Source organism: Arthrobacter sp., assembly GCF_031179385.1.
Taxonomy (GTDB): Bacteria; Actinomycetota; Actinomycetes; order Actinomycetales; family Micrococcaceae; genus Arthrobacter_D.
The window spans coordinates 1-18771 of sequence record NZ_JAPSHV010000015.1 but is presented as its reverse complement, the minus strand read 5'-3'; the positions used below and the strand labels follow the sequence as shown (position 1 = coordinate 18771).

Below are 18771 nucleotides of genomic sequence, written 5' to 3'. Positions count from 1 at the left end.
CGTCCGGTGCCTGCACGTGCGGAGGCTGGACCGGCGGCTGAGTCCAGCTTTCGGGACGCTGCGGGGGCTGGTTCTGCTGCGGAGGCGGACCCCACGGCTGGGGCGGCGCCGCTGCCTCCCCCTGCGGACGCGAGTTCATCGGAAGCTGCTGCAGCATGCGGCGGGCTTCACCGGCCACGGAGGGATCAACAATGACGTCGTAGCTGGTGGCCACGACCTGGCTGGTTGACGTGAAGTCCCGCTTTCCCCGCTGGAAGGCGTAGGCGATCACTCCGAACAACACCCAGAAAACAGCGCCGAGCGCCATCGAGGACAGGATAGGCAGGTAGGTTGAGTCACCGCCGAAAAGCGTCAGGATGAAGCCCACAAACAGGCCGAACCATGCGCCGGTGGCGGCACTGGCAAGCGCAACCCTGGGATAGCTCAGGCGACCTGTCACCCGTTCCACCGTCTTGAGGTCATTGCCGATGATCGACACCTGCTGCACGGGGAACTTGCTGTCCGCGAGATAGTCCACTGCCTTCTGCGCATCCAGGTACGAGTTGTACCGGCCGATGGTTTCGCCCTTCGGGAGGGTGCGGCCCTCATCGCGTGAGGCGGTTCGTCCAAGTACGTTTGACATAGTTTCATTCTTGCTTACAAGCGCTTGGCTGTGTCACCGTATCGCTCGCGGTGAACTTTCCGGGCTGACGGAAAGCTCCCCGAAGGCCGGAGGTCCCCGGGCGCAGGTTGTGCGGGCTGTCACGCAATACGGCTCTAGTACAGCAACGGCAGTAGCCTTGGCATGTGAGCAGCAACCCAACGCGCGTATTCGTGGCACGTCTTTTGGGCCTGGACGTCTTCGACCCTCTCGGTGACCGTCTCGGGCGGCTTCGTGATGCCGTCGTGCTGGATCGCGGTCCAGCAGTTGTTCCCCAGGTGGTGGGCCTCGTGGTCGAGGTTCCGGGCAAGAAGCGCGTCTTCGTGCCGATGACCCGTGTGACCTCCATCGACGCAGGCCAGATCATCTGCACCGGGCTGGTTAATTTGCGCCGCTTCGACCAGCGTGGGGCCGAACAGCTTGTTGTCGCAGAGCTGTTCGACCGCAGGATTACCCTGCGCGACGGCAGCGGTGAAGCGACCATTGAAGATGTTGCCATGGAGAAGGACCGCTCCGGGGATTGGCATGTCTCCCAGATTTTCGTCCGCCGCGGCGGACCGCAATCCCGCCTTCGGGGCCTCCGTCGAGGCGAGCGTCTCATCATTGACTGGCTCGATGCCTTCCACGGCGACGCTGACGAACCACAGGCTGCGACCTCCTTCGTCGCACAGCACGATGACCTGAAAGCCGCCGACTTCGCCGACGCGCTCCACGAAATGAGTGTGAAGCGCCGGATCGAGGTGGCCACCGAACTTCAGGATGAGCGCCTCGCCGACATCCTCCAGGAACTGCCCGACGACGACCAGGTACAGATCCTGTCCTCCCTGGACCGGGAGCGGGCCGCAGACGTGCTCGAGGAGATGGACCCGGATGACGCCGCAGACCTCCTGAACGAACTGCCGGAAGAGCAGAAGGAAGAACTGCTTCAACTCATGGAGCCGGACGATGCCAAGGACGTGCGGCGACTGTTGCAGTACGAGGAGGACACAGCAGGGTCGCTGATGACGCCCGTACCCGTCATCCTGCCTCCTGAAGCGACAGTTGCCGAGGCACTGGCGCATGTGCGCCGGGAGGAGCTCACCCCTGCGTTGGCATCCTCCATCTTCGTATGCAGACCGCCGCTTGAGACACCGACCGGTCGCTACCTGGGCGTTGTCCACATCCAGCAGCTGCTGCGCTTCCCGCCGCCTGAGCAGCTGGGAAACATCGTCGACACTGATCTGGAACCGGTCAGTGACCAGGCGAATATCAGCGAGGTGTCGCGGATCCTCGCAACCTACAACCTGAATTCGCTGCCGATCGTCAATGGCGACGGCCGACTAGTGGGGGCGGTGACTGTTGATGACGTCCTTGATCACCTGCTACCGGAAGACTGGCGTGCGCAGGACGTCACGCCCGATACAACTCGGGGAGGCATGAATGGCTGAGAGAACCAGAACTGTGACCAGCAGCGGCCTGGACACACCACGCGAAAGCCGCGCGAGGTTATTGCCACGTCTGCGCCCCAACCCAGACGCCTTCGGGAGCGCGACCGAGAATTTCGCGCGCTTCATGGGCACGCCGCAGTTCCTCTTCTACATGACGGTATTCGTTGCTGTGTGGCTGGCTTGGAACAGCTGGGCTCCGGAGTCGTGGAGGTTCGACAGCGCGGCGATCGGGTTCACGCTGCTTACCCTCATGTTGTCCCTGCAGGCGTCCTATGCCGCTCCCCTTTTGCTGCTGGCGCAGAACCGGCAGGATGACCGTGACCGCGTCTCCCTCCAACAGGACCGGCAGCGCGCCGAGCGGAACCTGTCGGACACCGAGTACCTCACGCGTGAGATCGCGGAGCTGCGCATCGCGCTGCGGGAGGTTGCCACCCGCGACTTCGTCCGGTCGGAGCTGCGCTCCGTCATGGAGGAGCTGTTGGAGTCCGCCGACAGCCATGAGACACCCGCCCAACGCAAGCCCAGACGCAGGGTATCTGATGCCACCACGTCCCTCCCTCAGGTGCCGCCGGCGCGCAAGGACAGACAGTGACGGACGAACAGTCCCAATCCCTCGAAAGCGCTGTCCGCGCCGCCCTCGGGAAGGTGATCGACCCGGAGTTGCGCCGTCCCATCACCGAGTTGGGCATGGTGGAGGACATCACGGTGCACGACGACGGCGCCGTCGTCGTACACGTCTTGCTGACTATTGCCGGGTGCCCGCTGCGCGACACCATCACCAGGGATGTGGAAACAGCGCTCATCGGACTCCCCGGCGTGAGCACGGCTTCGGTGCAGCTGGGGGTTATGACGCAAGCGCAGCGAGACAGCCTGAAGGATAGGCTTCGCGGCCCTGGAGCAAAGCGCGGCATCCCGTTCAACGATCCTGGATCCCTGACGCGCGTGCTGGCCGTTGCAAGCGGCAAGGGCGGCGTGGGCAAGTCAAGCGTTACCGTGAACCTCGCGGCCTCAATGGCGGCACAGGGTCTGCGGGTCGGCATTGTCGACGCCGACGTCTACGGATTCTCGGTTCCTGCCCTCATGGGCATCGAGCAGTCACCCACGCGCGTGGACGAGATGATCCTTCCTCCGGTTGCACACGGGGTCAAGGCGATTTCGATCGGTATGTTCGTCGCGGGTAACCAGCCGGTCGCCTGGCGCGGCCCGATGCTGCACCGGGCACTGGAGCAATTCCTCCAGGATGTGTACTTCGGGGACCTGGATGTACTGTTCCTCGATCTGCCGCCGGGAACAGGCGACATCGCGATCTCCGTCTCGCAGCTGCTGCCCGGGGCGGAACTGCTCATCGTCACCACTCCTCAGTCAGCGGCGGCCGACGTCGCAGAGCGCGCCGGTTCCATGGCAGTCCAGACAGGCCAGAGAGTTGCGGGAGTTATCGAGAACATGTCGTGGCTCGAGCTTCCCTCGGGTGAGCGCATGGAGGTATTCGGCAGCGGCGGCGGTGCCGAGCTGGCCCGCCGGCTCACCTCGACGGTCGGGTACAGCGTCGACCTGCTCGGAAGTATTCCGCTGGAACCTTCCCTGCGGGAAGGCGGTGACAGCGGGCGCCCCGTGGTTCTGGACGGCAGCTCCGGCGCCGCCGGCGAGCTTCGCCGCATTGCCTCAGCGTTGGCGCGCCGGCCTCGCGGGCTGAGCGAGAGACTGCTGAAAGTTACGCCTACTCACACCTGAGAAAACGTCAGGTTGCCTCGACATCGAATGGTGCGGGCTGGCCCGCGGTGAGCCGCTGCGGGGTGACGGCTGTGGCGCCGGTCGCATCATCCGCCGTGGCGGAACCGGGCGGGTAGGCCGTGGGTGTAGAGGGTGAGCGCGGACCGGGAATGGACCCGTTCTCACTCACGGGCTTGATGGCATCTTCAATGTCGTCGAGGAGCGCCTCTTTGATGATGCGGCGAGGATCGTACTGGCGCGGATCAAGCTTGCGCCAGTCGACGTCGTCGAACTCCGAACCGACTTCCTCCCGGAGCTGCTCACGAGCGCCGGTAGCCATCCTTCGCAAGCCCTTCACGAGCTGTGCCAGCTGGGACGCGTATTCGGGCAGGCGTTCAGGACCAAGGACGATCACAGCAATGAGCGCCAACAGCAGGAACTCGTATCCATTGATTCCAAACACCCTCGAAGCCTACCTGCCGGACAACACCGAATCTATTTGCGTCAGGGCGCGGGCTGGGCGAGCTTCCCGAGACCGCGGAGAATACGGCTCAGCGGGTCGCTGGGTGCGTCCGGGCGGGAGTAGGCGAGCTGGGAGTGTTCGTTGAACATCAGCTGACTGACAGCGCGGGGCATATCCGCGACGGGCAGCGTGGACACTACCGTGTACGTCGCCGAGCCGGAATCGATAACCAGCTGCCAGGCACGTCCGGGGTGGAGCCATACCGTTTGCTCGGTGCCGCCGATTTCCTCGAATCCGTCCTCCTGCACGGTATTTCCAGTCGCCGCATTGACAGGGGCAGAGGTTGGGATATCCGTCTCTCCCCGCTGCTCATAGATGGTCAGCGTGTGAGTGCCGTCCGACAGGTTCAGCTGTAGGGTGGGCCGGCCGTCTATCTCGTGTGCCTGGGCACCCTCAAGCCGGAAGCCCAGCGACTGCAGTTCCGGGCAGAACCAGCCGTCGTCGCGCAGCTGTTCGATCTGACCTTCATCGAGACTGGCGGGAGTGCCTTCTGCGACACTGTTGAAGCTCTCTGAAACGGACGCAGAGCCGGCCGTTGCCGGAAGTTCGCCGGACTCCACCTCGGAGCCGAGCGCGTAGGCTGCACTCAGGGTCGCGACGGCGGCGACTGCGATAGCGCTGCCGACCGCCACAACCGCCCTGTGCCGGTGGGCGAAGGACTCGTCGCTCATGCGCGCCGGGCTGCCGGCGGCGGCGTTGCCCGCATCAGCCAGTCCGTCAAGTCCCGCAGGCGAAGCGGCCGATCTGCGCAGGATGCGCTCGCACAGGTCTTCTGAGGGGCCGGGAGTCGAGGTGCTCCGAAGCCGACGACGGATTGCCTGCTCCTGCTCCACGACCTCGTGGCACCGTGCACACCGAAGAAGGTGCTTCTCGACTGCGTGCTGCCGGACCGGGCTCAGCTCGCCCGCCACGTAGTCGATCAGGAAACGGGTTGGATGGCGCATCGACCTAGCGCGCACCTGCGATTCGAGGCAGGCTGAGGCGGGTTGGAGCAGGTGGAGTCTGCCGGGGGTCCCTGTGAGCCAGTTTCTCTCGAAGGATGGTGCGTCCACGGTGGATGCGGGAACGTACAGTGCCGAGTTTCACCCCAAGCGCGCGGGCCACCTCGTCGTAAGGCAAACCCTCAAGATCACACAGCACTACGGCGGCGCGGAAGTCCGGCGGAAGCTCCTCCAGAGCGGCCTGCACATCGAGATCAAGGTTGTTGAATTCGAAGCTGCGCTCCGGGCTCGGGTGGGTGCTGGGCAGCCGGCTCTCGGCATCTTCAGCCAGCCCGTCGAACCGGATGCGGTTCTTCCGACGCGCCTGGTCCAGGAACAGGTTCGTGGTGATCCGATGGAGCCACCCGTCGAGGGTTCCCGGCTTGAAGTTTGCCAGAGACCGGAAGACGCGGACAAACACCTCCTGGGTGAGGTCTTCCGCGTCGTACTTGTTGCCCGTCAGACGGTAGGCAAGCCTATAGACCTTGGGAGAGTGGTCACGAACCACTTCTTCCCATGACGGCGGCACCCAGCCGGGTACCTCCTGATCGTGCTCTCCGGTGGTGACGCCCTGTGCAGGGGCCACCGTGCGCGAAGTAGCCATCGACCTTCTCCTCTCGCCCTCGAATGATGTGTTTGGTGTGCTGCGCCAGTCGTAAACCGAAAGACCCACATCAGGTATTCGGGGCTTCACCTCGGTTGGATGCCTTATAGTGCACGTCTTGCATATCAATCGTGCCGGATCTTGCTGTGAGCTCGCTGAAAAGATCAGGAGAACGGGCTGCGCTGTTACGCGGTGATACCCGGGGCCCCCCTTCATCGGCAGTAGGCTGGGAAAGATACGCCCGGCAGTTCGCGGGAACCATCCGACCCTACTCAGCTCCCGGTTGAACCCCTGGAGAGAACGGAACAACATGAGCGCGCAGAAGCAGGCTAACTGGTCCTACACGGAAGGCCTGCCGGTTGAAGACGATGTCCTGCTTCGCGCACGCGACCGCTCATACGAGCTGGGGGTCACTCCCGTCACCACCGGCATTGCGGCCGCGCTCACCGTTCTTGCCGCGGCGTCGAAGGCGATGACGGTTGTCGAAGTCGGCGCCGGGGCGGGTGTATCCGGAGTGTGCCTGCTGCGGGGCATGGGGGCGAATTCGGTTCTGACCACGATCGACTCGGACGTGGACCATTTGCGGGCGTCCCGGGAGGCGTACTCGGAGGCGGGAATTCCGGCGAACCGGACGCGCACTATCTCGGGGCGTGCGGCTGATGTGCTCCCGCGGCTGACCGATGCAGCCTATGATCTGGTGTTTCTCGATGCTGACAAAACCAACCTCCCGCTGTACGCGGACCAGGCGGTCCGACTTCTCAAACGCGGAGGGCTGCTTCTGATTAACGACGCCCTGGATGGCGGCAAAGTAGCTGACCCGGCCATTCGCGACGCGTCAACCAACACGCTGCGGCAGGTGGGCAAGACGCTGCGTGCCAACGAGTCGCTGGTCAGCTCGCTGATGCCAGCCGGAAACGGCCTCTTGATGGCAGTCAAAATGCCCGCGTAGCGGGCACAAGAACTCGTCAGTCGGTGCTGCTGAAAGATTCTTGGTGCTGAGACGTCTGGAGTGCTGGACGTCAGTCCGTGACGGTGACCAGGCAGTCTTTGAGCTTGCCGGCTTCCTCGGCGTTCAGCTCGACCACCAGGCGCCCGCCGCCGTCGATCGGAACCCGCATGATGAGGCTGCGTCCCTCTTTGGTGACTTCCATAGGTCCATCACCGGTACGGGGTTTCATGGCAGCCATCTGAGTAGTTTCCCTTCCACGGTGTGCGCAGCCGGAACCGGGCCGCGGTCAACATTGCACGGCGGAGTATCCCCCGTACGCTCGTCCACACCTATTATCCCGTAGAAGTGCGCGCCGAGCTAATCGCCATGCGGCGCCCATCACATCGTCACGGTGAATAATCGCCCGCGCCGAACAGCGGTGCCCATGCCCACAGCCACGTGACCCACACGATCTGCAGGCTTGCACAAGCGGCGAGCGCCAGCCATCGGTATGCCCTCGAATCCGAGAGCAGGACAAACGCAAGTACCAGCGGAAACAACGGAAGCAGGATCCGGAAAGTGCTCGTCTGCGGATTCCAAAAAGCGGCGAGGTACAAGAGGTAGGCCGCGCACCACAGCTGGAGCGGCAATCCGAGACGCCGGCCCGCGGGTGAGAGGAGAATCGCGGCGAAACCGGCGGTCAGCAGCACTAGGCCGACCGGGCCCAGGACAGGGCCCAGCAACTGCATCGACGCACTGAGCCAGGGCGCGAAAAGCGTGAGTTCAGATCCGCGCCAGGCGGTCTCTGTCTGGACGTAGGCGTCCGGTATACCGGTCGCAATCCACGCGACAACCGGCCAAACGACGGCCGCAATGCCGCAAACACCGGCAAGGACCGCCAGCCGCAGCAGATCCCCCGCAGCCGAGGACCTCCCCTCCGGGGCATCGCCCCGCGCCGCCAGTCCCATCAGCAGGAGGACTCCCAGCATCGCGGCGAAAGGGACACCGGCCGGGCGGGCAAGGCACATCAGCACCACCACCGGGACGGCGCGCAGGTAGTGTCCCCCGATCACCAGATACAGCGCGAGTGACAGCAGCATCAGATGAAGGGATTCTGCGTAAGGAATCTGCAGGATGGGCGATATCGGAAGGAAAGCGACCAGCCCCACTGCCCACAGTGCATCCCGGTGAGCGGAGCGCAGCCGGAAGAGGCGGTAGATCACGAGCGCGGCCGCAGCTCCAGACAGGGTGGCGAGGACCGCGGCCCCGGGATTCCATCCCGTGCCCGTGAGCATCGAGAAGACCCGCACGGCCGCCGGGAAAAGCGGGTAGAACGCCCACTGGTTCTCGAGAACGGACCCGTCGTCGCCCCGCGGGAGCGCGGTGGGATACCCGCCGTCGTGAATTCGCGCGTACCAGCCGCTGTCCCAGAAGTTGATGAACTCTCCATACGTCGGAGAACCTTCGGCCCACGGACTGGGCATCTGAAGGCGCGCGGCTACGGTGAGCACAATCGTCGAATACAACCGGGCTACACCGTAGATGAGAAGCACCTGCAGCCACCAGGGGAAAGCCGCCGCCCGATCACGGAGCGACCGGATCCAGGCAGGCAACGACGACCCGCCAAGCCTCAGGGATTCACGCAGTCTCAGCGACATGGAAGGGTCCCGCGGCGTCATTTCGTACCCAGCAGGAAGCAAGGTGGTCATTCACATAACCCGTTGCCTGTTGCATGGCGTAAGCAGTGGTGGGCCCGACGAACCGGAACCCGAGCGAGCGCAGCTTCTTCGCGAGCGCAATTGATTCGGGCACGACGGCGGGAACATCCGCGAGCGACTCAGGCGCAGCTTTAGGCGGCGGCCGGTGGCTCTCCAGAACTCCCGCCAGCGTCATTCCCTCCGGAAGCGCGAGCAGCGCCCTCGCGTTGGAGATCGTCGCGAGGATCTTGGCGCGGTTCCGCACGATGCCGGCGTCGCTGAGCAAGCGGGCAACGTCGTCGTCGTCAAAGGCCGCGACCGCTTGCGGGTCAAAACCGGCGAAAGCCGCACGGAAGGCCTCCCGCTTCCGGAGGATGGTGATCCAGCTGAGCCCGGACTGGAACGCCTCCAGGCTGATTCGTTCGAAGAGAGCCTGATCGCCAACGACTGGACGGCCCCACTCAAGGTCGTGATAGGCCTCGTACTCGGTGCTGGAGATGGCCCAGCCGCACCGCAGGCGGCCGTCGCTGCCGCTGACCGCGGTCACCGAGCGTCCCGATTCTGGTTCTGCAGCGCTTCGATGAGCTCGTCCCGCTCGGCAAGCGCTGCGGCAAGCCGGTCAAGAACTTCGTCCACCTGGTCCATCCGATAGCCCCTCAATCCGAGGGAGAAGCGGATACGGCCGATATCCGACGCGGTGGGGCGATCCGGGAGCAGGACAGGCGGAAGGTTCGGCGTCGGCTCAACCAACCCCGTCACGCTCGGCTGGTCGCGCGGCGGCAGCTGATCCCTCCCCTGCCATCCCCGACCGACGGCGAAAAACGCGGTGGCGCCGACGGCCACTATGGCGATCAGCACGAGGAAGATGGTCATCACTCAGGGCCCGGTGTGCCTGGCTGTGTCAGCGAGGACGGCGCCCACCGCGTCCGCCGGATCATCGACCAGGTGAACCAGTGAAAGGTCCTTCTCGGAGATCATCCCGTTCGCGAGCAGCGTGTCCCGCACCCAGTTCCACAGCGGACCCCAGAAATCAGATCCGATGAGGATAATCGGGAATGACGTCACCTTTTGGGTCTGCACCAGTGTCATCGCTTCGAACAATTCGTCGAGAGTGCCGAATCCACCGGGCAGCACAATGAAACCCTGGGCGTACTTGACGAACATAGTCTTGCGGGCGAAGAAATAGCGGAAGTTGACGCCGAGATCCACCCACTCGTTCATCCCCTGCTCGAACGGAAGCTCGATACCGAGCCCCACCGATACTCCGCCCGCCTCACAAGCACCCTTGTTGGCCGCTTCCATAGCGCCCGGGCCGCCTCCCGTGATGACGGCGTACCCGGCCTCCACCAGAAGCCGGCCCACTTCCTCGCCTACCTTGTAGAACTGCGAGTCCCGGGGAGTGCGAGCGGAACCAAACACGCTGATGGCAGGCCCCAGTTCCGACAGGGTGCCGAAGCCCTCCACGAACTCGCTCTGAATCCGGAGGACGCGCCACGGATCCGTTTTGGTGAACGGGGTTTCCTCCATCGAGTCGAGCAGGTACCGGTCCGACTGCACCGCACTTGCCTGGTCGCGGCGGAGTTCCACCTGGCCCCGGCGCCGTGCCGGTGCCGGGGGCCCTGCCTGCTGATCGTCATTACCGCTATGGGGACTCATACACCCAAGGCTAACCGGCGCGGGGGCCTGACGCTTTGGTTGCTCTTGAATCACGATTTCCGCTTTCGGCCAGTCGATGTACCGCCGGTGTGGAATCTTTGACTACATTTCTACCTATGACTCGTGACACACAGTCGGGCACGCCCTCGTCCGCGTCCAACTCGCCGGCCCAGCCGCTCGTCTCCCTCAAGAACGTCAACAAGCACTTCGGTGAACTCCATGTGCTCAAGGACATCAACCTTGAGGTCGCCCGCGGCGAAGTAGTGGTGGTGATCGGACCATCGGGCTCCGGCAAGTCCACGCTCTGCCGTGCCATCAACCGCCTTGAGACCATCGACAACGGCGAGATCCGCATCGACGGCAAAGTGCTCCCCGCGGAAGGCAAGGCGCTCGCGAAACTCCGCGCCGACGTCGGCATGGTCTTCCAGTCATTCAACCTCTTCGCTCATAAGTCCATCCTTGAGAACGTGACCCTGGGGCCGGTCAAGGTCAAGGGCATGAAGGTAAACGCGGCGAAAGATCTCGCCATGTCGCTTCTGAAGCGCGTGGGCGTCGATAACCAGGCGCAGAAGCTTCCCGCACAGCTTTCCGGAGGGCAGCAGCAACGTGTCGCCATAGCCCGTGCGCTGGCGATGCAGCCTAAGGTGATGCTTTTTGATGAGCCCACCTCTGCGTTGGACCCGGAGATGATCAACGAAGTGCTCGACGCCATGGTCTCCCTCGCCAAGGAGGGCATGACCATGATCGTTGTCACCCACGAGATGGGCTTCGCGCGGAAAGCCGCGGACCGCGTGATCTTCATGGCCGACGGCCAGATCGTCGAGCAGGCAAAGCCCGAAGAGTTCTTCACCAACCCGCAGAGCGATCGCGCCAAGGACTTCCTGGGCAAGATCCTCGCCCACTAACTACCGACGAATTCCCATCAGGAAATAACCCGAGGAGAAAACATGCGAACAACACGATATGGCGCATTGGCCATGGCAGCAGCAGCGGCGCTTACCCTGTCCGCCTGCGGCGGCGGCGGCGGAGAAGGCGAAGGCGGCGGCGCAGAAGGCGGCGAAGCCGCAGCAGATTCGATCCGAATCGGCATCAAGTTTGACCAGCCGGGCCTCGGCTTCGACGAGGGCGGCTCCTACTCGGGCTTCGACGTTGACGTTGCCAAGTACGTTGCAGGCGAACTGGGCTACACCGAAGATCAGATCGAGTGGGTCGAAGCACCGTCCGCCAACCGCGAGAACCTGCTGTCAAACGAGCAGGTCGACATGATCTTCGCTACCTATTCGATCACCGACACCCGCAAGGAAACCGTCGACTTCGCCGGACCGTACTTCGTTGCAGGCCAGGACCTTCTCGTTCCCACCGACAGCGACATCACCGGACCGGAGGACCTGAACGGGCGGAACCTCTGCTCCGTCACCGGTTCCACCTCCGCACAGCGCGTGAAGGACGAGTTCGCTGAAGACGTTAACCTGATCGAGCAGCCCGGCTACGCGGAGTGTGTCAGCCTCATGGGCGGCGGACAGATCGACGCCGTCACCACCGATGACATCATCCTCGCCGGTCTTGCCGCCCAGGAAGCCAACCAGGGCCAGTTCAAGGTTGTCGGCAACCCGTTCTCGGAGGAGAACTACGGCGTTGGTCTCACCAAGGGCAGCGAATTGTGCTCGGACATCAACGCCGCCATCGAGAAGATGATCGAGGACGGCGCCTGGGAAGAAGCCCTGGCAGCCAACCTTGAAGGCGTCGATTATGAGCCGAACGCGGAACTGAACCCGCCGACGCCGGCTGAGTGCGCCTAACACCCTCTGCGGCTGTGTGGGGGTTGCGTTGCAGCCCCCACACAGCCGTTTGACGTACCGACAAGAAAGGATGCCGTGGACGGTTTCCTATCGCTCTTCGAGCAATACGACGTCGCAGGGGCTTTCTGGATCAATATCCAGCTGACATTCTGGGCGGCGATCTGGTCCCTGCTCCTGGGAACTCTCCTCGCACTGTTCAGGATCTCTCCCATTGCGAGCCTGCAGTGGTTCGGCGCCACCTACGTCAACATCTTCCGCAACACGCCGCTGACGATCATCATCGCCTTCGGCGTACTTGCGTTGTTCGGCCAACTCTTCGTGAGCCTGTCGGAAGACTTCAACCTCAACTTCTTCCGTCTCGCGATCCTGGGCTTGAGCCTCTACCACGCGGCATTTGTCTGCGAGGCGATCCGAAGCGGCGTGAACACTGTTCCGCTCGGTCAGGCGGAGGCCGCCCGCGCGATCGGGCTGTCGTTCCTCCCCGCCGCCCGGCTGATCATTCTTCCTCAGGCTTTCCGCGGCGCCATTGCACCCCTCGGCAACGTGCTGATTGCATTGACCAAGAACTCCACGGTGGCGGCTGCAGGCTCGGTGGCGGAGTCTGCGGGTCTCATGAAGACCATGATCGAGTTCCGTTCTGACATGGTTATCCCGATCTTCTTCACCTTTGCCCTGGGCTTCGTCATCATCGTTATCCCGATCGGTCTGCTGACCACCTGGGCATCCAAGAAACTGGCGGTGGCACGTTGAGCGCTCAGCAGGTACTTTTCGATGCGCCCGGCCCCAAAGCCAAGCGCAATATCCTGATCGGCAACATTGCCGGAGCCATCTTCGTCATTGGGCTGCTGACGTGGCTCGTCATCACCCTCGCCGAGCGCGGTCAGTTGGAGCCTGCGAAGTGGACACCCTTCCTCGAGGTGAGGACGTGGCAATTCTTCTTCCTTCCGGGCCTCTGGGACACATTGCGCGCCGCCGGCGTAGCGATCGTGACCTCCGTGGTTCTGGGCCTCATCCTGGGCATCGGCCGGCTCTCACACTTCCTGCCTATCCGCTGGCTCGCCGGGGTCATTGTCGAGTTCCTCCGGGCAGTACCCGTCCTGCTGATGATGATCTTCCTCTGGCTGGCTATCGGCGCGGCGAGCATCATGCGCCCGCAGGATATCCCGTTCATTGCGGTGGTCACCGCGCTGACGCTCTACAACGGCTCGGTCATCGCTGAACTTGTGCGCTCCGGCGTGGAGGGTCTCCCCAAGGGACAGCGCGAAGCCGCAATGGCCATCGGTATGACGCGGGGTCAATCTCTGCGGTCGGTTGAGGTGCCCCAGGCGCTCACTGCCATGCTGCCTGCCTTGGTCAGCCAGTTCGTCGTGATCCTCAAGGACTCGGCACTCGGCTACATCATCACCTACACCGAGCTGCTGCAGAACGCGCGGAGGCTCGGCGTCGGCGAGGGGAACCTGCTGCAGGCGCTCCTCATTGCTGCGGTAATTTTCATCATCATCAACTTCGCACTGTCGTCGTTGGCCAACCGGTTGTCGAAGCTGCTCAGCTTCCGCACCGCCGGGAGAGCCAAGCGGGACAAGGACCAAAAGGTGCTGCTACCCGACGCAACCAACGCCGGCTAGGCCCGGTCAACAGGATTCACTGGCTCGTCTCGACCTCCGGTCTAGGCGAGCCAGTCCTTTAACGCAGACAGGCAGGCGCGGATCGCGTCCGCGTGCACATGCTCGTTGTCCGAGTGGGCCAACAGCGCGTCACCCGGACCGAAGTTCACTGCCGGGATACCGAGCGCGCTGAAGCGCGCGACGTCGGTCCAGCCGTACTTCGGCTTCGGCTCGCCTCCGACTGCCCTGACGAATGCCGCTGCAGCGGGATGATTCAGACCGGGGCGGGCACCAGCCGCAGCATCGGTCCTGATCACGTCAAAGCCGTCGAGCAGTTCCCTTACGTACCTCTCGGCGTCGTCGGGAGTCTTGTCCGGAGCGAAGCGATAATTGACTTCCACCACTGCCTGGTCGGGGATCACGTTACCGGCCGTACCACCGTTGATGAGGACGGCGTTGAGGCTTTCGCGGAAGTCCAGACCATCGACCGTGACGGTGGCGGGCTGATGGTCCCGCAGCCGCACAAGGACGTCGGCCATTTTGTGGATCGCATTCTCCCCCATCCAGGCGCGTGCCGAGTGGGCCGCGCGCCCCGTCGTCGTGACGTTGAAGCGTGAAGTTCCATTGCAGCCGCCCTCGACGACTCCATCGGTTGGCTCCAGCAATACAGCGAAATCGGCTTCGAGCCACGATGGGTACCTTTCGACCAGCCGGCCGAGTCCGCTCAAGGCAGCCTCGACTTCCTCATGGTCGTAGAAGACATAGGTGATGTCACGGGAGGGTTCGGTCAGCGTAGCGGCGAGGGCAAGTTGCACAGCGATTCCACCCTTCATGTCGGTGGCGCCTCGCCCGTACAGAACCTCACCGTCCCAGGAACTGGGGACCGTCCCGCGGGATCCCGGCACGTGCGGCAGGGGAACCGTGTCGAGGTGGCCGGCGAGGATGACCCGCTCTGCGCGGCCGAGGTTGGTGCGGGCGATCAACGAATCACCATCCCGGACGACCTCGAGGTGCGGGCTCGCCCGCAGGACCTGTTCAACGGCGTCTGCGAGCTCCCGCTCGTTGCCTGACACGCTTTCGATGTCCATGATGTGCGCCGTGAGTTGCGCTACGTCGGTAGTGGGATCGAGCCGAAGAATGTCGGAAGCAGTCATGGTCTCAAGGGTACTTGGCGCAGGTCCCGCCCCTGGTGGCGGCGAGGTGGAGGAGGTCGCCGGCACCAACTCGGTAGAATGGAGGCCATGACTGAGACGGCCTCCGCTTCCCTGACCCCCTCCGAAACCACCTCCCGGACCGCTTCCGGCATCGGCCTTGCCACCCTGGCGGACGATGGAACGGTACTCGATGTCTGGTATCCGCAGCCGGTTCTGGGCGAAGGTTCAGCCGACGCAGACTCGCTGCGCACCGAACTCGCGGGCATTGCGGCGCCGGACGCACTGCGTGGTGTCACGCAGGAAGTAGTCTTCACTACCTCATCGCTTGATGACGCCCCGGCGGACGCCGCCGATGCGTACCTGCGCCTCCACCTGCTCTCGCACCGCCTGGTGCAGCCGAACACCATCAACCTCGACGGCATCTTCGGCCTGCTCGCCAACGTCGTGTGGACCAACTTCGGACCCTGCCCGGTCGACGGTTTTGAGACCACCCGCCTTCGCCTGCGTTCGCGCGGCGCGGTCGTCGTGTACGGCGTCGACAAGTTCCCCCGCATGGTGGACTATGTGATGCCCTCCGGCGTCAGGATTGCCGATGCCGACCGCGTCCGGCTGGGCGCCCATCTGGCCGAAGGCACCACGGTCATGCACGAGGGCTTCATCAACTTCAATGCCGGAACGCTGGGCCACTCGATGGTTGAGGGACGTATTTCGGCCGGCGTCGTCGTCGGCAACGGTTCGGACATCGGGGGCGGGTCGTCAATCATGGGTACGCTCTCCGGCGGCGGCAAGGAGCGCATCAGCATCGGCGAACGCTGCCTCCTCAGCGCACAGGCGGGAATCGGCATCTCACTCGGTGATGACTGCGTCGTGGAGGCCGGCCTGTACATCACCGCGGGCACCAAAGTGACCCTCCCCGATGGCTCGGTGGTCAAGGCGGCCGAACTCTCGGGACAGTCGGGCGTGCTCTTCATCCGCAACTCCACCACGGGAATCGTGGAAGCGCGCCAGCGGTCAGGGCACGGCATCGCCCTGAACGCTGCGCTGCACGCGAACTAGGGAGCGGCGTGCCACCGACCACCCACCAAGCACGACGACGGCGCCGGCTCCGCGCGGCCGGTGTCCTCACCCTGTTGACGGCCGTGGTCGGTGGCGGCGCATACCTCGCGGTAACCCAGTTGAATTCCTCCGAGGTCCTGGTTCGTGAGCGATGCAGCGCCGTTGTCGGTACGGACACGTACGAGTTGCGACCGGAGCAGGCCGCCAACGCCTCCACTATCGCGGGAGTTGCGGTCACTCGCGGCCTGCCGCCCCGCGCCGCTTCCATTGCCCTGGCCACAGCGGTGCAGGAATCGGGGTTGCGTAATCTGGATTACGGCGATCAGGCGGGCCCCGACTCGCGCGGCCTGTTCCAGCAGCGGCCGTCGCAGGGCTGGGGCAGCGAGGAACAGGTGCAGGATCCCATCTACGCCGCCGGAGCCTTCTACGATGCTCTGGTTGAGGTTCCGGCATACCAGACGCTGCCCATCACGGAAGCCGCGCAGCTGGTCCAGCGAAGCGCCTACCCCGATGCGTATGCCGACCACGAGCCCGAAGCACGTGCTTTCGCGTCCGCTTTGACCGGCCAGTCTCCCGCATCGCTCAACTGTGTTCTGCGGAAGGCTGAGGAACCTGGGAACGCGGTGGCAGTGGCCGAACGCTTCGCCGCCGTCTTCCCCACTGTGGCCACCAGCCCCAGTGAGAACGGGATGGTGGCCAGCGCATCCGGCTCCGTCGGGTGGGCTGCCGCGCAGTTCGCGGTCGCCCACGCCAAGGAGTTGGGTATCTCCACCGTTTCCCATGCCGGCCTGCGATGGGACCGGAACGACGGCGGCTGGACCACCGCGGAAACCGAAACCGGCCAGATACTCATCACCCTCGCTGAGGCGCCTGTCTAACCGGGGTTACGCAATAATCTCCACGACCGGCTGGACGTAGCTCCGGAAGGTGGCCTCATCGTCGTACAGGTCTTCGCTCAGAATGAGCCGGTCCGGCTCCACATACCAGGCCCGCGTCTCGCTCAACGGCAGCTCGATCACGGAAAGCGAAAAGTGCCTCGCGGGCCGGCCGAGCTCCAGTTCACGTTCCCGCACGAGGTCGCCGAAGCATCGCTGGCCGCCGTCGTGCATCCGTTTGAGCGAACGTTGCCGCCAGGCAGCATCGCGTTCCTGCGTCCAGGTCAGGGCAGTCCCATAATGTGCGTGCGTCAGGCGCTGAAGCGCGGGCATTGACGTGAGCTCGGGGAAATCGGGTGGCGTCGGAAGCGCTGTCCCGTTTCCGTAGTGTGCCACGAGCTCATACCACCAGGCCTCCCACTCGACCCGGAGCGCAGTCATTCCGCCGACATCATGAACCACCTGGCGCGGGCTGACACAATGAACGGCTGGCTTGACCGGGCACACCGCCGGCTGGCCGATCACTCCGAGTCCGGCACAGTCACGCAGGTACAGGGCGAAGCACATTTCCAGAGATGAACCTGCTTCCACTCTCCAGGAAGGTGCCCTGTTGACGTGCATGCGTGGTCCTGACCTCTCCGCCGGCGTCAGGTGGGCCGGCTCGCGCGTGATCCTCCAAGGGTAGACCGATAGGGCTTGAGCCTCCAGAGTGATCGGCGCACAGTCTGTGACTTACTTAGGCGCCTCAGGCGGCCGGTCGGTAGGCTTGAACCCATGAAGATACTCGTCACCGGCGGAAGCGGTTACATTGGCTCGCACACCACACTGGCACTGCTGGAGGCGGGCCACGACGTCGTCGTAGTGGACAATCTGTACAACTCAAGCGAGGTCGCGCTGAGCAGGGTGCAGGAGCTCGCGGGACGTGAGGTGGACTTCCGGAAGGTTGACCTGCTCGACGAGCACGCGCTTGATGCCGTCTTCGAGGCAGAGTCCGTAGACGCGGTCATTCACTTCGCCGGGCTGAAGGCGGTCGGTGAGTCGGTGGAGAAGCCCCTGTTCTACTATCACAACAACGTCGGCGGCACCCTGAACCTGCTGCGCACCATGGACCGGCACAACGTCCGTACGCTCGTCTTCAGTTCCTCCGCCACCGTGTACGGCGCCTCCGAGGAGGTCCCGCTCATCGAAAAGATGCCGCTGGATGCGACCAATCCCTATGGACGCACCAAGGAACAGATCGAGGACATCCTGAGCGACGTCGGTGCTTCCGACGACCGCTGGAACATTGCCCTGCTGCGCTACTTCAATCCCGTCGGCGCCCATGAATCGGGCCGGATCGGTGAGGATCCCACCGGTGTCCCCAACAACCTGCTCCCCTTCGTGGCGCAGGTAGCAGTCGGCAGGCGGGAGAAGGTTCTGGTCTTCGGTAACGATTACCCCACCCCGGACGGCACCGGCATCCGCGACTACATCCATGTGGTGGACCTTGCCGACGGCCATGTCGCAGCCCTGAACTATCTCACCACCCACTCCGGGGTGCACCGCTGGAACCTCGGCACCGGAAACGGGTCATCGGTGCTTGAGGTGCTCGCAGCCTTCTCCAAGGCGGCCGGTCACGAGATCCCCTACGAGTTCGCCCCCCGGCGGCCCGGTGACGCTGCCGTCAGTTACGCCGATCCGTCGTCCGCCCTTGCTGACCTGGGCTGGTCTGCCCACCGGTCGCTGGACCAGATGTGTGAGGACCACTGGCGCTGGCAGAAGAACAATCCCCAGGGGTACGCTTCCTAGCTCCGTTCCCTGCTGACGTACGACGACGGCCGGCCACCTGCGAAGGTGACCGGCCGTCGTCGTACTGGTTCTGCGCCTGTTGGCCCTAGCGAGCCGGGTAGTGCCGTTCCCCGGCACCCGTGTACAGCTGCCGCGGGCGTCCGATCTTGGTCTGCGGGTCCTTGATCATCTCGCGCCACTGGGCAATCCAGCCCGGGAGACGTCCGATGGCGAAAAGCACCGTGAACATCTTCTCGGGGAAACCCATCGCCTTGTAGATGAGACCGGTGTAGAAATCCACGTTCGGGTAGAGCTTGCGCTCGATGAAGTAGTCATCGGCGAGGGCCTTCT

At 64.0% G+C, this 18771-nt stretch carries 23 protein-coding genes; 11 read left to right on the top strand and 12 right to left on the bottom strand.

The features are described 5' to 3' along the window. On the bottom strand, positions 1-622 hold a 622-nt coding region (locus RIF85_RS04270), incomplete at its 3' end, for a general stress protein (RefSeq protein ID WP_309070673.1). A gap of 164 nt (positions 623-786) precedes the next feature. Between RIF85_RS04270 and RIF85_RS04265 the strand changes: the two genes are divergently transcribed. From RIF85_RS04265 to RIF85_RS04255, 3 genes are read left to right on the top strand one after another with little or no spacing between them, the layout of a single operon-like run. Then, positions 787-2067: a magnesium transporter MgtE N-terminal domain-containing protein gene (locus RIF85_RS04265; RefSeq protein ID WP_309070672.1), complete on the top strand. Its 1281-nt coding sequence runs from the start codon at positions 787-789 to the stop codon at positions 2065-2067. Further along, positions 2060-2659, top strand: coding sequence for a DUF1003 domain-containing protein (locus RIF85_RS04260; RefSeq protein WP_309070671.1), 600 nt, complete (start codon positions 2060-2062; stop codon positions 2657-2659). The genes RIF85_RS04265 and RIF85_RS04260 overlap by 8 nt, the downstream gene beginning before the upstream one ends. Continuing rightward, positions 2656-3798, top strand: coding sequence for an Mrp/NBP35 family ATP-binding protein (locus RIF85_RS04255; protein WP_309070670.1), 1143 nt, complete (start codon positions 2656-2658; stop codon positions 3796-3798). Before RIF85_RS04260 ends, RIF85_RS04255 begins: the two co-directional genes overlap by 4 nt. A gap of 7 nt (positions 3799-3805) precedes the next feature. Here the strand turns inward: RIF85_RS04255 and RIF85_RS04250 are convergent, their stop codons facing one another. Genes RIF85_RS04250 through sigE form a run of 3 tightly spaced genes read right to left on the bottom strand, consistent with a single transcriptional unit; the run spans position 3806 to position 5884 of the window. Further along, positions 3806-4240 (bottom strand): Sec-independent protein translocase TatB, encoded by a 435-nt coding sequence (locus RIF85_RS04250; protein ID WP_309070669.1) that lies wholly within the window; start codon positions 4238-4240, stop codon positions 3806-3808. Positions 4241-4281: 41 nt separating this feature from the next. Then, entirely contained in the window at positions 4282-5244 is a 963-nt protein-coding gene (locus RIF85_RS04245; RefSeq protein WP_309070668.1) for a zf-HC2 domain-containing protein, read from the bottom strand. A gap of 4 nt (positions 5245-5248) precedes the next feature. Next, positions 5249-5884, bottom strand: a complete 636-nt coding sequence (gene sigE / locus RIF85_RS04240; protein ID WP_309070667.1) for an RNA polymerase sigma factor SigE — start codon at positions 5882-5884, stop codon at positions 5249-5251. A gap of 310 nt (positions 5885-6194) precedes the next feature. Here sigE and RIF85_RS04235 point away from each other — a divergent pair, with 310 nt between their 5' ends. Next, positions 6195-6833: a class I SAM-dependent methyltransferase gene (locus RIF85_RS04235; protein WP_309070666.1), complete on the top strand. Its 639-nt coding sequence runs from the start codon at positions 6195-6197 to the stop codon at positions 6831-6833. A gap of 70 nt (positions 6834-6903) precedes the next feature. Here RIF85_RS04235 and RIF85_RS04230 read toward each other — a convergent pair whose 3' ends face one another. The 5 genes from RIF85_RS04230 to RIF85_RS04210 all read right to left on the bottom strand — a co-directional run bounded on the left by RIF85_RS04230 (position 6904) and on the right by RIF85_RS04210 (position 10165). Continuing rightward, positions 6904-7071: a DUF3117 domain-containing protein gene (locus RIF85_RS04230; protein ID WP_309070665.1), complete on the bottom strand. Its 168-nt coding sequence runs from the start codon at positions 7069-7071 to the stop codon at positions 6904-6906. A 148-nt stretch (positions 7072-7219) separates the two neighbouring features. Beyond that, entirely contained in the window at positions 7220-8470 is a 1251-nt protein-coding gene (locus RIF85_RS04225; RefSeq protein WP_309070664.1) for a hypothetical protein, read from the bottom strand. Continuing rightward, on the bottom strand, positions 8451-9056 hold the full coding sequence (locus RIF85_RS04220; protein ID WP_309070663.1) for a DNA-3-methyladenine glycosylase I: 606 nt from the start codon (positions 9054-9056) through the stop codon (positions 8451-8453). Before RIF85_RS04220 ends, RIF85_RS04225 begins: the two co-directional genes overlap by 20 nt. Beyond that, complete coding sequence (locus RIF85_RS04215; RefSeq protein WP_309070662.1) at positions 9053-9382, bottom strand: DivIVA domain-containing protein; 330 nt, start codon at positions 9380-9382, stop codon at positions 9053-9055. Before RIF85_RS04215 ends, RIF85_RS04220 begins: the two co-directional genes overlap by 4 nt. Positions 9383-9385: 3 nt before the next feature. Beyond that, positions 9386-10165, bottom strand: coding sequence for a TIGR00730 family Rossman fold protein (locus RIF85_RS04210; protein WP_309070661.1), 780 nt, complete (start codon positions 10163-10165; stop codon positions 9386-9388). Between the two features lie 116 nt (positions 10166-10281). On the opposite strand from RIF85_RS04210, the gene RIF85_RS04205 reads away from it, so the two are divergent. The 4 genes from RIF85_RS04205 to RIF85_RS04190 all read left to right on the top strand — a co-directional run bounded on the left by RIF85_RS04205 (position 10282) and on the right by RIF85_RS04190 (position 13589). Beyond that, positions 10282-11070 (top strand): amino acid ABC transporter ATP-binding protein, encoded by a 789-nt coding sequence (locus RIF85_RS04205; protein WP_309070660.1) that lies wholly within the window; start codon positions 10282-10284, stop codon positions 11068-11070. Between the two features lie 42 nt (positions 11071-11112). Further along, positions 11113-11964 carry a glutamate ABC transporter substrate-binding protein gene (locus tag RIF85_RS04200; protein ID WP_309070659.1) on the top strand — a complete coding sequence of 284 codons (852 nt, stop codon included), beginning with the start codon at positions 11113-11115 and terminating at the stop codon, positions 11962-11964. 75 nt (positions 11965-12039) lie between these two features. Then, entirely contained in the window at positions 12040-12714 is a 675-nt protein-coding gene (locus RIF85_RS04195; protein ID WP_309070658.1) for an ABC transporter permease subunit, read from the top strand. Then, positions 12711-13589 carry an amino acid ABC transporter permease gene (locus RIF85_RS04190; protein ID WP_309070657.1) on the top strand — a complete coding sequence of 293 codons (879 nt, stop codon included), beginning with the start codon at positions 12711-12713 and terminating at the stop codon, positions 13587-13589. Before RIF85_RS04195 ends, RIF85_RS04190 begins: the two co-directional genes overlap by 4 nt. A gap of 41 nt (positions 13590-13630) precedes the next feature. On the opposite strand, the gene dapE is transcribed toward RIF85_RS04190, so the two are convergent. After that, on the bottom strand, positions 13631-14722 hold the full coding sequence (gene dapE / locus RIF85_RS04185) for a succinyl-diaminopimelate desuccinylase (RefSeq protein WP_309070656.1): 1092 nt from the start codon (positions 14720-14722) through the stop codon (positions 13631-13633). A gap of 87 nt (positions 14723-14809) precedes the next feature. Here dapE and dapD point away from each other — a divergent pair, with 87 nt between their 5' ends. Next, entirely contained in the window at positions 14810-15778 is a 969-nt protein-coding gene (gene dapD / locus RIF85_RS04180) for a 2,3,4,5-tetrahydropyridine-2,6-dicarboxylate N-succinyltransferase (protein ID WP_309070655.1), read from the top strand. Between the two features lie 8 nt (positions 15779-15786). Beyond that, entirely contained in the window at positions 15787-16656 is an 870-nt protein-coding gene (locus RIF85_RS04175; RefSeq protein ID WP_309070654.1) for a hypothetical protein, read from the top strand. A gap of 6 nt (positions 16657-16662) precedes the next feature. On the opposite strand, the gene RIF85_RS04170 is transcribed toward RIF85_RS04175, so the two are convergent. Beyond that, entirely contained in the window at positions 16663-17274 is a 612-nt protein-coding gene (locus RIF85_RS04170; RefSeq protein WP_309070653.1) for a hypothetical protein, read from the bottom strand. Positions 17275-17427: 153 nt separating this feature from the next. On the opposite strand from RIF85_RS04170, the gene galE reads away from it, so the two are divergent. Continuing rightward, positions 17428-18441 (top strand): UDP-glucose 4-epimerase GalE, encoded by a 1014-nt coding sequence (gene galE, locus RIF85_RS04165; RefSeq protein WP_309070652.1) that lies wholly within the window; start codon positions 17428-17430, stop codon positions 18439-18441. Between the two features lie 85 nt (positions 18442-18526). Here the strand turns inward: galE and RIF85_RS04160 are convergent. Continuing rightward, positions 18527-18771: citrate/2-methylcitrate synthase (locus RIF85_RS04160; RefSeq protein ID WP_309070651.1), on the bottom strand; the 245-nt coding region annotated here is incomplete at its 5' end.